At 72.7% G+C, this 13272-nt stretch carries 12 protein-coding genes; 8 read left to right on the top strand and 4 right to left on the bottom strand.

Annotation, left to right across the window (positions count from 1 at the left end):
• Positions 1 to 30: 30 nt before the first annotated feature.
• On the bottom strand, positions 31 to 333 hold the full coding sequence (locus IE185_RS20600) for a gas vesicle protein GvpO (protein WP_229843608.1): 303 nt from the start codon (positions 331 to 333) through the stop codon (positions 31 to 33).
• A 136-nt stretch (positions 334 to 469) separates the two neighbouring features.
• On the opposite strand from IE185_RS20600, the gene IE185_RS20595 reads away from it, so the two are divergent.
• The 3 genes from IE185_RS20595 to IE185_RS20585 all read left to right on the top strand — a co-directional run bounded on the left by IE185_RS20595 (position 470) and on the right by IE185_RS20585 (position 3810).
• Positions 470 to 952, top strand: a complete 483-nt coding sequence (locus IE185_RS20595) for an Lrp/AsnC family transcriptional regulator (protein ID WP_189715697.1) — start codon at positions 470 to 472, stop codon at positions 950 to 952.
• 264 nt (positions 953 to 1216) lie between these two features.
• The gene (locus IE185_RS20590) at positions 1217 to 2095 is read left to right on the top strand and encodes a D-alanyl-D-alanine carboxypeptidase family protein (RefSeq protein WP_138897042.1); all 879 of its coding nucleotides are present in this window, start codon (positions 1217 to 1219) and stop codon (positions 2093 to 2095) included.
• 104 nt (positions 2096 to 2199) lie between these two features.
• Positions 2200 to 3810 (top strand): alpha-amylase family glycosyl hydrolase, encoded by a 1611-nt coding sequence (locus tag IE185_RS20585; protein ID WP_138909083.1) that lies wholly within the window; start codon positions 2200 to 2202, stop codon positions 3808 to 3810.
• Positions 3811 to 3828: 18 nt separating this feature from the next.
• Here IE185_RS20585 and IE185_RS20580 read toward each other — a convergent pair whose 3' ends face one another.
• Positions 3829 to 5013, bottom strand: coding sequence for a zinc-dependent alcohol dehydrogenase (locus IE185_RS20580; RefSeq protein WP_138897043.1), 1185 nt, complete (start codon positions 5011 to 5013; stop codon positions 3829 to 3831).
• A gap of 181 nt (positions 5014 to 5194) precedes the next feature.
• On the opposite strand from IE185_RS20580, the gene IE185_RS20575 reads away from it, so the two are divergent.
• Complete coding sequence (locus tag IE185_RS20575; RefSeq protein ID WP_138897044.1) at positions 5195 to 5467, top strand: WhiB family transcriptional regulator; 273 nt, start codon at positions 5195 to 5197, stop codon at positions 5465 to 5467.
• 30 nt (positions 5468 to 5497) lie between these two features.
• Here IE185_RS20575 and IE185_RS20570 read toward each other — a convergent pair whose 3' ends face one another.
• Positions 5498 to 8080: an AMP-binding protein gene (locus IE185_RS20570; RefSeq protein ID WP_138897045.1), complete on the bottom strand. Its 2583-nt coding sequence runs from the start codon at positions 8078 to 8080 to the stop codon at positions 5498 to 5500.
• Between the two features lie 266 nt (positions 8081 to 8346).
• Here IE185_RS20570 and IE185_RS20565 point away from each other — a divergent pair, with 266 nt between their 5' ends.
• From IE185_RS20565 to IE185_RS20555, 3 genes are read left to right on the top strand one after another with little or no spacing between them, the layout of a single operon-like run.
• Positions 8347 to 9366 (top strand): iron ABC transporter substrate-binding protein, encoded by a 1020-nt coding sequence (locus IE185_RS20565; RefSeq protein ID WP_138897046.1) that lies wholly within the window; start codon positions 8347 to 8349, stop codon positions 9364 to 9366.
• A gap of 5 nt (positions 9367 to 9371) precedes the next feature.
• On the top strand, positions 9372 to 10970 hold the full coding sequence (locus IE185_RS20560) for an ABC transporter permease (RefSeq protein ID WP_189715695.1): 1599 nt from the start codon (positions 9372 to 9374) through the stop codon (positions 10968 to 10970).
• Entirely contained in the window at positions 10967 to 12013 is a 1047-nt protein-coding gene (locus IE185_RS20555; RefSeq protein ID WP_138899170.1) for an ABC transporter ATP-binding protein, read from the top strand. Before IE185_RS20560 ends, IE185_RS20555 begins: the two co-directional genes overlap by 4 nt.
• A gap of 65 nt (positions 12014 to 12078) precedes the next feature.
• Here IE185_RS20555 and IE185_RS20550 read toward each other — a convergent pair whose 3' ends face one another.
• Positions 12079 to 12630 carry a DoxX family protein gene (locus IE185_RS20550; RefSeq protein ID WP_189715693.1) on the bottom strand — a complete coding sequence of 184 codons (552 nt, stop codon included), beginning with the start codon at positions 12628 to 12630 and terminating at the stop codon, positions 12079 to 12081.
• A gap of 191 nt (positions 12631 to 12821) precedes the next feature.
• Between IE185_RS20550 and IE185_RS20545 the strand changes: the two genes are divergently transcribed.
• Positions 12822 to 13244, top strand: coding sequence for a secondary thiamine-phosphate synthase enzyme YjbQ (locus IE185_RS20545; RefSeq protein ID WP_138897106.1), 423 nt, complete (start codon positions 12822 to 12824; stop codon positions 13242 to 13244).
• Positions 13245 to 13272: the final 28 nt, after the last annotated feature.

The raw sequence follows: 13272 nt of genomic DNA, 5'->3' as shown, positions 1-13272 counted from the left end.
CGGACACCGTCGGGCGCGATGGCCGGGCCGTCAGGCTCGTCGGTCGGTCTGACCGCGCGTGTACCGGCGGACCCGCTCGTACGACATGAGTTCACCCTCGGCGTCGAGCGTGACCCGGTAGCCGGCCATCACGCTCGTCGTCTCGGGAATGCGCTCGATCTCCAGTACTTCGACCTCGGCCTCCCACCCGTCGCCGATGGGCCGCACCGCCGATACGGACTCGGGGGCCCTGCCCAGCAGACCTTCCAGCTGATCCGTCGCCGACCGCATGACCCGGGGCGCCGAGAGCCGCTTCGGGCGCCTTTCGCGAGCGCCCTCGCGCGGGCGTTCCACGCCCTCGCCCCGTTCGTCCCGATCCCGCGCCACGCCCTACCCAAATCGGACATATGGGATCACCTGCTCGGCGGGAGCCGCTGCCGCTCTGTAGGGTCTACGGCCGGACGGCAGGGCCGGAAGGAGACCGACGGACATGGCAGTGGACGAGCTCGACACCCGCATCCTGCGGCTGCTCATCGAGCAGCCGCGCACGAGTGTGCGCGAGTACGCCCGTCTCCTCGGCATCGCGCGCGGGACGCTCCAGGCCCGCCTCGACCGGATGGAGCGCGACGGCGTGATCACGGGTACGGGCCCCACCCTCTCCCCCGCCGCCCTCGACCACCCCGTACTCGCCTTCGTCCACGTGGAAGTCACGCAGGGGCATCTGGACGCGGTGGGCGACGCGCTCGCGGCCGTACCCGAGATCATCGAGGCGTTCTCCATCACCGGCGGCGGCGACCTGATGACCCGGGTGGCGGCGCGCGACGCCGGGCACCTGGAGGACGTCATCCAGCGGCTGATCCAGATTCCCGGCGTCGTACGGACACGGACCGAGGTGGCCCTGCGCGAGCGGGTCCCGCACCGGCTGCTCCCGCTGGTGGAGTCGGTCGGCCGGTCGGCCGCGGCGCAGCGGTGACCCACCCCCTATTCCCGTGCGGCGGGGGCGAGTTCAGGACGCGGGCCGCACAGACCTGACTCCGGCCGGAACCGGGACGTGGGCGCGCCGCGTCCTTCCGCAGGCACCCGGCGGGGCGGGAACCGGTCACCACATGTTCACGCACACCCCACCGTTCCCGCACCGGGTACCTGATGCGAACATGCCGTTCGACAGTATTTGCGCGGTTGAGGGAATGGAGACACATACGTGAGACCTGGGGGCATAGCAGTCCGCCGATGGGGGATGACGCTGGTGGCGTCCACGGCGGCATTCGCGGTGGTCACACCGACGACGGTCGCGCAGGCGGCCACCGGTCCCACCGTCAGCGCCAAGGGCGCCTTCCTGCTCGACAGCAAGCCCAACAAGACGCTGTGGAGCAAGTCCGCCGACACCAAGCGGCAGATGGCCAGCACGACGAAGGTCATGACGGCCGTCGTGGTGCTGGAGACGAGCGGGGTCAACCTCAACAAGCTGGTCACCGTCAAGCAGAGTTACCGCGACTACGTCGCCCGTAACGGTGCGAGCACGGCCGACCTCAAGCGGGGCGACAAGCTCACGGTGCGTCAGTTGCTGTACGGGCTGATGCTGCCGTCGGGCTGCGACGCCGCGTACGCCCTCGCCGACACCTTCGGCACGGGCACCACCGAGACGGCCCGCAAGAAGTCGTTCATCTCCAAGATGAACAAGAAGGCCGCCTCGCTGGGCATGACGAACACCAAGTACGACTCCTTCGACGGCATCTCGGCGGCGGGCAACAACCTCACCACGCCCCGCGACTCGGCCAAGCTGGCCCGTCGTGCGCTCGGGAACTCGACCTTCGGGGCGGTCGTCAAGGCGAAGAGCACCAAGCAGACGGCCACCAACGGCCGGGTCTACACCTGGTACAACACGAACCAGCTCCTCGGTTCGTACAGCGGCGCCATCGGCATCAAGACCGGCACGGGTTCCGTCGCGGGTCCCTGCCTGGTGTTCGCCGCCAAGCGGGGCGACCGGACGGTCGTGGGGGTCGTCCTCAACGACGCGAACCGCTACACGGACGCCAAGAAGATGCTCGACTGGGCGTTCAACACCAGCACCACGATGAAGCTGCGTACGCTCCCCTCGGGCGCACAGCAGGACTAGTTCCAGGCGGTACCGACGCCCCGGCCGGGCACTTCCCGGCCGGGGCGTCGCGGTGTCATGGTCGGTGTCGGCGCACTGACCACGAGGGAAGGAAGCCCCGGCTCATGACATCGTTCCGACCCGCCCCGGCCTGGTTGGCCGACGCCGTCTTCTACCAGATCTACCCGCAGTCCTTCGCCGACTCCGACGGGGACGGCATCGGCGACTTCAACGGCATCACGCGGCACCTCGACCACCTCGCCTGGCTGGGCGTCAACACCGTCTGGCTGAACCCGTGCTTCGCCTCGCCGTTCCGGGACGCCGGCTACGACATCAGCGACTACTTCTCCGTAGCCCCCCGTTACGGCACCGAGGACGACCTCGCCGCGCTCGTCGAGGAGGCGCGCCGGCACGGCATCCGCGTCCTCCTCGACCTCGTCGCGGGGCACACCTCCGACCAGCACCCGTGGTTCACCGCCTCCGCCGACGATCCCGAAGACGACCGGTACATCTGGACCGACGGCACGCGGCCTGCCCCGGCGGGCTTCGTCGCGTCGCCCGGCGCCCGTCCCGGCGCGTACCTGCCGAACTTCTTCGACTCCCAGCCGGCACTCAACTTCGGATACGCCCGCACGCATCCGGCCGAGCCCTGGCGCCGGCCCGTCGACGCCGAGGGCCCCCGCGCGAACCGCGCCGCCCTGCGCGCCGTCATGGACCACTGGCTCGGGCTCGGCCTGTCCGGCTTCCGCGTCGACATGGCCGCCTCCCTCGTCAAGGACGACCCGGGCACGATGGAGACGTCCAGGATCTGGACCGAGACGCGCCACTGGCTGGACGCCGCCCATCCCGAAGCGGTCCTGCTTTCGGAGTGGGGCGACCCGGCGGTGTCCGTACCGGCGGGCTTCCACGGCGACTTCTTCCTGCAGTTCGGCGGCCCCACCGTGGGCCGCCCCCTGCGCTCCCTGTGGAACAACCGGGAGGGGACCGACGCCGACGAGTGGGACCCCGTCGACTGCTTCTTCGATCCCTCGGGCAAGGGCTCGCCCCGCCCGTTCCTCGCGGCGTGGCAGGAGGCGTCCGCCGTCGTCGCCGGGCGCGGTTTCGCCGCCCTGCCCACCGCCAACCACGACTTCGCCCGCCTCAACTGCGGCCCCCGCACCCGGCGGCAGCTCCCCGCCGCGTTCGCCTTCCAGCTGACCTGGCCGACGCTTCCCGCCATCTACTACGGCGACGAGATCGGCATGCGCTTCGTCCCCGGCCTCCCCGACAAGGAGGGCAGCGTCCTGGGCCCGCGCTACAACCGCGCCGGCTCCCGTACCCCCATGCAGTGGGACACCGGCCCGGGGGCCGGGTTCTCCACCGCCCCGGCCGACCGCTTCTACCTGCCGCTGGACCCCGACCCGGACCGGCCCACCGTGGCCGCCCAGCGGCGCGACGAGGACTCGCTGCTGCACCTGGTCCGCCGCCTGATCGCCCTGCGCCACGCCACTCCGGAGCTGGGCAGCGCGGGCACGGTGGCCGTCCTGCACGACGGCCACCCCCTCGTCCACCTCCGGGGCGGGCGCTATCTGGTCGTCGTCAATCCGCGGCGCGACACGGCCACCGTCGCCGCGCCCGCCGCCGTGCGCGGCGGTCCGCTCCGGCCCCTGGAGGTCTCGGGCGTACGCGTCGACGAGCACGTCGTCACGGCCGACGGATTCGGGTACGGCGTCTTCGACCTGGGCCCGCTCGCCTGAGAGACCGACGGCCGGCCCTCAGGGCTTGAGCAGCGTCTTCACCATGCCGTCCTGCTTGGCCTGGAACGTCTCGTACGCCTTCGGGGCGTCCTCCAGCGGCACGGAGTGGGTCGCGAACCCCTCGACGCCCAGCGGGTCGGTGTCGTCGAGGAGCGGCAGGATGTCGTCCACCCAGCGCTTGACGTTGGCCTGGCCCATCCGCAGCTGGATCTGCTTGTCGAAGAGGGTCAGCATCGGCATCGGGTCCGCCATGCCGCCGTAGACGCCGGACAGGGAGATGGTGCCGCCCCGGCGCACCACGTCGATCGCGGTGTAGAGGGCGTGCAGGCGATCGATTCCGGCGTTCTCCATCAGCCGTTGCGCGACGGCGTCGGGGAGCAGGCCGGTCACCCACTGGGCGGCCTTGGCGACGGGCGCTCCGTGGGCCTCCATGCCGACGGCGTCGATCACGGAGTCGGTGCCCCGGCCGTCGGTCAGGTCCCGAATGGCGTCGGGGAGGTTCTTTCCGTAGCTGCTCAGGTCGAGCGCCTTGACCCCGCGGGCCGCCGCGCGGCTCAGCCGCTCCGGCACCAGGTCGACACCGATGACCAGGCTCGCGCCCCGGTGCAGGGCGATGCGGGCCGCCATGTCGCCGATGGGGCCGAGGCCGAGTACGGTCACGGTGCCGCCGGGCGGGATCGCGGCGTACTCGACGGCCTGCCAGGCGGTGGGGAGCACGTCGGACAGGTAGACGAAACGCTCGTCGGGCGGTCCCTGCGGCACCTTGATCGGCAGGCTGTCGCCGAACGGGACGCGGAGGAACTCGGCCTGCCCGCCGGGGACCTGGCCGTACAGCTTGGTGTATCCGAAGAGCGACGCGCCCATGCCGCGTTCCCGGACCTGGGTGGTCTCGCACTGCGAGTGCAGGCCCTGTTCGCACATGAAGCAGTGCTGGCAGGAGACGTTGAAGGGGATCACCACCCGGTCGCCGGGCGCGAGTGCGGAGACGCCCGCGCCGACTTCCTCGACGATGCCCATGGGCTCGTGGCCGAGGATGTCGCCCGCGTCGAGATAGGGCCCGAGCACCTCGTACAGATGCAGGTCGGAACCGCAGATGCCGGTCGAGGTGATGCGTACGATCACGTCGGTCGGCTCTTTGATCTGCGGGTCGGGAACCGTGTCCACCCGTACGTCCCGTCGTCCGTGCCAGGTCAGTGCGCGCATCGTCGTCTCCTCCCAGCCGGGTCCCTACGACGCTCCGGGTCCCCCCTGCGGGGGCGGCCATTCCGATGTGGTCCCACAAACCACGATCACACGGAGACGCGCCCGCTGCGCGATGTGCCGGAACCGGGGGGATGCCGGGGAGGCCGGTTTGACCCCGGGCGGCCCGGGCACCCGGCGGCCCATGGATGTGCTCCCGTTGGACGAGAGGTGGTTGAGCAGGGCGGCCTGCGCGGACACCGACCCGGAACTGTTCTTCCCCGTCGGGGCCAAGGGCCCCGCCCTGGACGAGCAGGCCGCGGCGAAGGAGGTGTGCGGGCGCTGCCCCGTCACCCGGCAGTGTCTCGCGTACGCCCTGCGCTCCGGGCAGCGCTCGGGGGTCTGGGGCGGCCTGAGCGAGGAGGAGCGCTCGCCGCTGCACCGGGCCAGAGCCCGGTCCCTCCGCAAGGCGGGCTGAAGCCGGGGCCGCACCTTCGTCGGACCGCCGTCACGCCGCCCGACGGGCTCGGAGGGACGCCTTGCGGGCACGGTGCGAGGAGCGCCACCGGGTCGCGACCCGGGTCGCCAGGGCGGCGTACGCGATGCCGACCAGGAGCGAGGCGAGCGTGGCGAGCAGCTTCGACCGGTCTTCCAGGTAGGGGAAGACCTGCCAGTGCGTCACGTAGATGTAGAGCGAACTGCCCGCGAGTACGCCCGCGACGCGGTTGACGGAGGCGAGGCTCGGCAGGTTACGGACCCAGATCAGCAGGGTCAGGCCGGCCATGACGACCGCCTCACGGGCCGGCTCCCCGCTGAAGAAGCCGGGCACAGCGGCCAGGACCACGGCGTTCACCAGCAGCCGCTGCCGCACGGTGGCGGCCCTGGCGGCGGTCCAGCCCAGGGCGAAGAGCCAGAAGACCGTGGCGACCAGCGGGACGTGCATGCGGTCGTCGAGGCCGAAGAGGGCGTAGCGGCCGACGAGTCCCAGGGCCAGCAGGCCGGCGGGCAGGGCGAACGGGAAGCGGCGCTCGGCGCGGTCCATCCGGGGCACGGCGAGCAGCGCGGCGACGGCGAGCAGCATGTAGAGGAGGACTTCGATGAACCAGAAGCCGTCGTTGGGGCCGAGGAGGCTGGTGAGCAGCAGGACGCCGGTGAGGTCGTAGTCGTCGGTGACGAGCAGCATGAGCGCGAGCCACGCCGTGCTCGGCACGGCGATCCTCGCGGCGCTGCGGCCGACGTTGCGCAGGCGCTCGCGGCGGTCGGCGGAAGTGAGGTGGAAGCGGGCGAAGTTGTAGCCCGCGACACCGAGCAGGACATGGGCGCCGCCCTTGACCCAGAAGAGGTGGATGTGCGAGCCGACGATGAGCACGATGGCCACGGCGCGCAGCGCGACGCTCATCTCCAGCGTGCGGCGGCGAAGTCCGTTCCGGCGCCGGGCGGGTGGGGCGGAAGGTTGCCGGAGTTCACGTATGGGGAGGGTGTGCCAGTGGTCGGGCAGGCGCCCCAGCGCGTCTTCGAGGTGCAGTGACATCTCGACGTACGACAGGGAGTCGCCGCCGAGGCCGACGAAGCTGCTGTCCTCGGTGACGTCGTCCCGGTCGAGGAGCCGCGCGTACAGCCCGCACAGGTCGACGGCGGCGGGCACGGATGCCGCCGCGCCTGGGCCGGGGACGGGGGCCTCGGGCACGGGCCGGGTGAGTTCACGTATCGCCCGGTAGTCGGGCTTTCCCGTGGCGAGCCTGGGGAGTTCGGCCAGGACGCACACGCGTACGGCGCGCGCCGGCAGCCCGCATTCGGCGGTCACCAGCCGCCGCACCTCGGTGCGGCCGACGGCGTCCGGGGCGCCCGTGACCGCCACGACCAGTTCGTCGTCGTCACCGGCGCAGCAGGAGGTGACGCCGTGCTTCTCCAGCATCGCCTCCACCCGCTGCGGGTCGATCCGCAAACCGAGTATCTTCGCGAACCGGCTGCGACGGCCGATGAGTTCGTACAGGCCGTCGGGGGCGCGCCGGGCGACGTCGCCGGTGTGCAGCTCGTCGACGGTACGGCCGAGCCCGAGGTCCGCCGGGCATTCGGCGTAGCCGAGCATGACGTTGGGCCCCGTGTACACCAGCTCGCCGGTGGCCTCGCCGGGCCAGTCCGCGAGCGGCTGGATCCGGAAGGAGCCGCCGGGGACGGCGACTCCGGCCGCCTGGGGGCGGGTGGCGGCGAGTTCCGGCGGCAGGTAGGCCATGCGGGCGGTGGCCTCGGTCTGGCCGTACATGACGAACAGGTCCCAGCCGGCGGCCCGTCCCATGGCGGCGTACCGCTTGACCCGGTCGGGCGCCAGCCGTCCTCCGGCCTGGGTGACGTAGCGCAGGTGGGGCAGGTCCATCGCCTCGAAGCCGACCCGGTCGAGCAGGTCGAAGGTGTACGGGACGCCGGACAGGCTCGTCCCGCGGGCGGTGCGGAACAGCTCCCAGAAGCAGGCGTCGGTGACCGAGAGGCCGGTGAGGATCACGGCGGCGCCGCGCAGCAGGTGGCTGTGGACGACGGAGAGGCCGTAGCAGTAGTGCATCGGCAGGGTGGCCGCGGCGCGGTCGGTGTCCCGGATGTCGAGGTACGCGGCGATGGACTCCGCGTTGGCCTGGAGATTCTCGTGCGAGAGCCGGACGAGCTTCGGCGATCCGGTGGAGCCGGAGGTGCTCAGCAGCAGCGCGAGGTCCGGGTGCAGGGTGTGGGCGGAGGCGGGCCGCCGCTCGTCGAGCACCCACCGGCCGCCGTCGGCGTGCGCCACGATGTCGGGGTCGTACGCGCGGGTCAGCGACCGCACGGCCTCGGGGTGGTCGCCCGGCACCAGCAGCACGGGGTGGCCCGCCGCGAGGGCCGCGAGGTGGACCACGAGCGCGTCGACGGTGTTGGACGCGACGAGCAGGATCAGGCGCCGCTCCCTGCCGAGGCGGCGGGCGGTGGCGTCGACCCGTACGGCGAGCTCGCGGTAGGACACCGGGCCGTCGGCGGTGATGACGGCCGTACGGTCGCCGTGGGCCGCGAGGCCGACGGCGAACGGGACGCTCTTGGTGCCTGGGAGCAGGCCGGAAGGGGCTTTCACGAGCGCATCGTAGGAAAGCCTTACCTTCTTGGGTAGTCACAGGCACATCACAGGTGATCCACTGTGCGTGCACGGATAAGGGCCGGGTAAGGTCGGCTCCGCCGCACTCCCGGCAGGGCTGAAATGTTACGTACATCACCCTTGACGTTTAGGTAAGCTTTACCTTATTCATTGGGCGTCCCCAGGTCTCCCCGCGGCCCCGCTACGCCGCTCGCTCCCTGACGACGCGACACGCGGCGCAGGTGAGCCATGCAGAAAGGCTTCGCATGCGACGCCCCCTGATCCGACGTCTGACCGCGCTCGGCGCGGCAGCGGCCCTCCTCGCCACGGTCGCCGGCTGCGGCAACCCCGAGGACGACGCCGGTCTCGTGATCTACTCCGGTCGCAACGAGAACCTGGTCAAGCCGCTCCTGGAGGACATGGAGAAGGCCATCGGCACCACGATCGCCGTCCGCTACGGCGACAGCGCCGAGATGGCCGCCCAGATCCAGGAGGAGGGCGACCGGACCAAGGCCGGACTGTTCTTCTCCCAGGACGCCGGGGCCCTCGGGGCGCTGTCGAAGAAGGGGCTGCTGAAGAAGCTCCCCCAGTCCTCCCTCGACCGGGTGGACCCCTCCTTCCGCGGCGGCGCGGGCGACTGGGTCGGCACCTCGGGACGCGTGCGCGTCCTGGCGTACGACCCCGACCAGGTCACCAAGGCGCCGGACAGCGTGCACGAGCTGACGAAGCCCGCATGGAAGGGCAAGGTCGGGTACGTACCGACCAACGCCTCCTTCCAGGCCTTCGTCACCGGCATGCGCGTCCTGGAGGGCGACGACGCCACCCGCGACTGGCTCAAGGGTTTGAAGGCCAACGAGCCGAAGGTGTACGAGAACAACCTCAAGGTGCTGGAAGCGGTCGGCGCCGGCGAGGTCGCCCTCGGCCTCGTGAACCACTACTACTGGTACGAGCAGGTCGCCGAGAAGGGCGAGGACAAGGTCGGCGCGAAGATCCACTTCCTGCCCGGCGGCGACCCCGGCTCGCTTGTCAACGCGGCCGGAGTCGGCATCCTCAAGGGCAGCGACCAGGCCCCCGCGGCGCAGAAGGCCGTCGACTTCCTGCTGTCCGAGAAGGCGCAGAAGTACTTCGCCGACGACACCAAGGAGTACCCGCTGGCCGCCGGCGTGACCAGCACCGTCGAGGACCTGCCGCCGCTGGACTCGCTCGACGCCCCCAAGATCGACCTCGGCAGGCTGGAATCGCTTCAGGAGACCCTGAAGATGCTCCAGGACGTCGGGATGGTCTAGCCGTCATGACTGCCCCGGATCCCGTCGCACCGGCGGGACCGGGCGCCCTCCCGCCCCGCCCGTCCGGCCCGCACGCGCCGGCCGGGCGGCTGCGCGCCGAGCGCCGCCCGCCCGCCGTCCTCCTCGTTCCCGCCGTCGTCGCGGCGGTGTTCGCGCTGCTGCCGCTCGGCTACCTCGCGGTCCGCTCCCTGGAGCGCGGCCCCGCCTTCGCCTGGCAGGTCGTCGCGAACGAGCGCACGGCGCAGCTCCTCGGCCGCAGCCTCACGCTCGCCGCCGTCGTCGTCACGGCCAGCCTGCTGCTGGGCGTCTCGCTGGCCTGGCTGACCGTACGGACCGCCCTGCCCGCCGCCCGGGCCTGGTCCGTACTGGTGACCCTGCCGCTCGCGGTGCCCAGTTATGTGGCGGCGTTCGCGTGGCTGTCCGCCTTCCCGGGCCTCGCGGGCTTCACCGGGTCGGCTCTCGCACTGACCCTGGTGAGCTTCCCGTACGTCTACCTGCCCGTCACGGCCTCGCTGCGCGGCGCGGACCCGGCGCAGGAGGAGGTCGCCCGGTCGCTGGGCACCGGGCCGTTGCGGACCTTCTGGCGCGTGACGCTGCCCCAGGTGCGGCCCGCGGCGGCCGGGGGCGCGGTGCTGGTGGCCCTGTACGTGCTGTCCGACTTCGGCGCGGTGTCCCTGATGCGGTACGACACCTTCACGCGTGGCATCTACACCTCGTACCGGGCCAGTTTCGACCGCACTCCCGCCGCCGCGCTCAGCGTGGTCCTGGTCGTCATGACCGTCGCGCTGGTCGCCGCCGAGGCGCGGACGCGCGGACGCGCGGGGCACGCCAGGACGGGCGGCGGGACGGCGCGGCCGGCCGTCCCCGTCCCCCTCGGCCGGTGGCGCGTACCCGCGCTTGCCTGGTGTGCGGCGGTCACGGCCGTCGCCGTCGTCACTCCGCTGGGCACGCTCGGGTACTGGCTCGCCGTCGGCAACTCCGCGACCTGGGACCCGGCCCGGCTGCTCGACACCGCCGCCGCGACCCTGGGCGTCGCCGCGGCCGGCGCGCTGCTGACCAGCCTGCTCGCCCTGCCCGTGGGGGTGATCGCCGCGCGGCACCGGGGGCGGGCCGCGCACCTGCTGGAGCAGTCGGCGTACGCGGGCCACGCGCTGCCCGGCATCACCGTCGCCCTGTCGCTCGTCTTCTTCGCGGTCCGTTACGCCGAACCGCTGTACCAGGCCTACCCGTTGCTGGTCTGCGCGTACGCCGTGCTCTTCCTGCCCGTCGCGGTGGCCGCCACGCGGGCCGCCGTGCTGCAGTCCCCGCCGGTGCTGGAGGACGTCGCCCGCTCGCTCGGCCGTGGTCCGCTGCGCGTGCTGCGCGAGGTCACCGTGCCGCTGGCCGCGCCGGGGGTCGCCGCCGGGGCGGCGCTGACCTTCGTCGTCTGCATGAAGGAACTGCCGGCGACCCTGCTCCTGCGCCCCACCGGCATGGACACCCTCGCCACCCGGCTGTGGACGGAGACCGGAACCGGGTCGTTCGCCGCCGCCGCGCCGTACGCGGCGGCGCTGATCCTGCTCGCCGCCGTCCCCTCCTACCTCCTCGGGAGGCACCGCACATGAACGATCTGCGGATCACCGGAGTGTCCAAGGGCTACGGCCCGGACGCGAAGGTCCTCGACGGACTCGACCTGCACGTCCCCGGCGGCGCGCTGGCCGCCGTGCTCGGCCCTTCCGGCTGCGGCAAGACCACCCTGCTGCGCGTGATCGCCGGCTTCCTGCGGGCGGACGCGGGCACCGTCGCGGTCGGCGGGCGCGTCCTGTCCGCCCCCGGCGCGCACCTGCCTCCGGAGAGCCGCCGGGTCGGGATCGTGCCCCAGGAGGGCGCGTTGTTCCCGCACTTGAGCGTCGCGCGCAACGTGGCCTTCGGCCTGACCGGCCTCCCCCGCGCCGAACGTCGCGCCCGTACGGAGGAGATGCTCGGACTCGTCGGCCTCGGCGGGTACGGCGACCGCATGCCGCACGAGCTGTCGGGCGGCCAGCAGCAACGCGTCGCCCTGGCCCGCGCCCTGGCGCCCCGGCCCGCGCTGGTCCTGCTCGACGAGCCGTTCAACGCCCTCGACAGCGCCCTGCGCACGGGGGTGCGGGCCGACGTACGGGCAGCCCTGCGGGCCACCGGCGCCACCGGCGTCCTGGTCACCCACGACCAGCAGGAGGCGCTGTCCATGGCGGACCTGGTCGCGGTCGTTCGGGACGGCAGGGTCGCCCAGTGCGACACGCCCCAGGAGGTCTACCGACGCCCCGCCGACACCTGGGTGGCCCGCTTCGTCGGCGACGCGGTGCTGCTGCCCGGCACGGCCGGCGCCACCGGCGACGACACCGCCACGACCGCCCTGGGCCGCCTCCCGCTGGCCGCACCGGCCGGGGGCCCGAGCGACGGCACCGTCCTGCTGCGCCCCGAGCAGCTGCGGCTGCGGCCCGCCGCGAACGCGCCGGCCCGGGGCACCGTGACGGACGTGGCGTACTACGGGCACGACGCCATGGTCACCGTCACGGTCGACGGCCTGCCGGCCCCGGTCGGCGTCCGCGTCACCGGCCCGGTGGCCGTGCGTCCGGGCCAGCGGACCGGCATCGAGGTCACGGGCGACGCGACGCTGCACCCCTAGCCGGGCGGGGCGCCGCACGGTCGCCGCCCCGTACCTCCCGGCCCGCGCGGGCCGCCACGTCCCTGTCAGCCGACGGGAAGCCGGTCCCGTACGGAGCCGGCCGCCGACTGGACACTGTGCGCGGCGTCGGAGACTGCCGACCCCACGTCGCGCCCGGCGCGACGGGCCCGCCGGCGGCCGGACGACGCCGCGGTGCGCGAGCGGTAGGCGAGCGACGGCTTCCCGTGGGTGTCGGCGGCGGCGAGCAGCAGCCCGCCCAGGAGAGAGACGTTCTTGACGAACTGGACGCGCTGACGGGCTCGTTCGTCGGGGTCCTCGCTCTTCCACCAGGCGTGACCGGCCAGGGTCGTCGGCACGAGCGAGGCGGCCAGCGCGAGGGCGGAGGTGCGCGGGAACCGGCCGATCGACAGCAGCAGGCCGGCCCCCAGCTGGACGGCGCTGTTGATCTGGACAAGTCGCGCCGTCTCGTCCGGGAGCTGCGGTACCCGTTCCGTCACGGGCTGGGCCACGGGGTCGGCGGCGGGAGCCACGGACCGCGGGTCGCGCAAGGTACGGAGTCCGCCCGAGACGAAGACGGAGGCGAGCAGGGGGCGAGCGGCTTTCCTCAGAATAGGCATGCCGTCCGCGTGCCCCGAGTCGGGGCGCTCACGCCTGCCGCGTCGCGCGACGAAGCGGCCGGACGGGGCCCGGTGGGGCCGGCACGCGCAGACCGCCTGCCGGAGTACGGCCGCCCCGGCCGCCCGGGACCGGATGCGACGCAGGCCCTTCGCAGCGCCCCCAGGAGCGGTCGGGGCGCGAGGATGGGCGTATGACCGACAACTTCAGGACGCGAATCATCAGCGTGACGACCGGCTCCGACGAGACCGTGTGCGATGTGACCGACATGTGCGCGACGTTCCTCCAGGAGGAGGCTCAGGGCCGCGACGGCCTGCTCAACGTCTTCACACCGCACGCGACCGCCGGTCTCGCCGTCATCGAGACAGGGGCGGGAAGCGACGCCGACCTCCTGGCAGCCCTTCACCAGCTGCTCCCCGCGGACAACCGCTGGCAGCACCGGCACGGCTCCACCGGTCACGGCCGGGACCACGTGCTCCCCGCCATCGTCCCGCCGCACGTGACGCTTCCCGTGATCGGCGGAGCCCTGGAGCTGGGGACGTGGCAGTCCGTGGTCCTGGTCGACACCAACAAGGACAACCCCCGGCGCCAGATCCGCCTGTCGTTCCTGGGGTGACTGCCGGCGGCGCGGCCACCTGCCCCGC

Source organism: Streptomyces chryseus (assembly GCF_014650755.1).
Lineage (GTDB): Bacteria > Actinomycetota > Actinomycetes > Streptomycetales > Streptomycetaceae > Streptomyces > Streptomyces chryseus.
This window is presented reverse-complemented; position numbering and strand designations above follow the sequence as displayed.

Bases quoted from the DNA above. Each gene is read 5' to 3' on its own strand.
- IE185_RS20595 (WP_189715697.1), top strand. From the start codon at position 470: ATGGCAGTGGACGAGCTCGACACCCGCATCCTGCGGCTGCTCATCGAG.
- IE185_RS20545 (WP_138897106.1), top strand. From the start codon at position 12,822: ATGACCGACAACTTCAGGACGCGAATCATCAGCGTGACGACCGGCTCC.
- IE185_RS20575 (WP_138897044.1), top strand. From the start codon at position 5,195: ATGGATGTGCTCCCGTTGGACGAGAGGTGGTTGAGCAGGGCGGCCTGC.
- IE185_RS20590 (WP_138897042.1), top strand. From the start codon at position 1,217: ATGACGCTGGTGGCGTCCACGGCGGCATTCGCGGTGGTCACACCGACG.
- IE185_RS20560 (WP_189715695.1), top strand. From the start codon at position 9,372: ATGACTGCCCCGGATCCCGTCGCACCGGCGGGACCGGGCGCCCTCCCG.
- IE185_RS20550 (WP_189715693.1), bottom strand. From the start codon at position 12,630: ATGCCTATTCTGAGGAAAGCCGCTCGCCCCCTGCTCGCCTCCGTCTTC.
- IE185_RS20585 (WP_138909083.1), top strand. From the start codon at position 2,200: ATGACATCGTTCCGACCCGCCCCGGCCTGGTTGGCCGACGCCGTCTTC.
- IE185_RS20580 (WP_138897043.1), bottom strand. From the start codon at position 5,013: ATGCGCGCACTGACCTGGCACGGACGACGGGACGTACGGGTGGACACG.
- IE185_RS20565 (WP_138897046.1), top strand. From the start codon at position 8,347: ATGCGACGCCCCCTGATCCGACGTCTGACCGCGCTCGGCGCGGCAGCG.
- IE185_RS20555 (WP_138899170.1), top strand. From the start codon at position 10,967: ATGAACGATCTGCGGATCACCGGAGTGTCCAAGGGCTACGGCCCGGAC.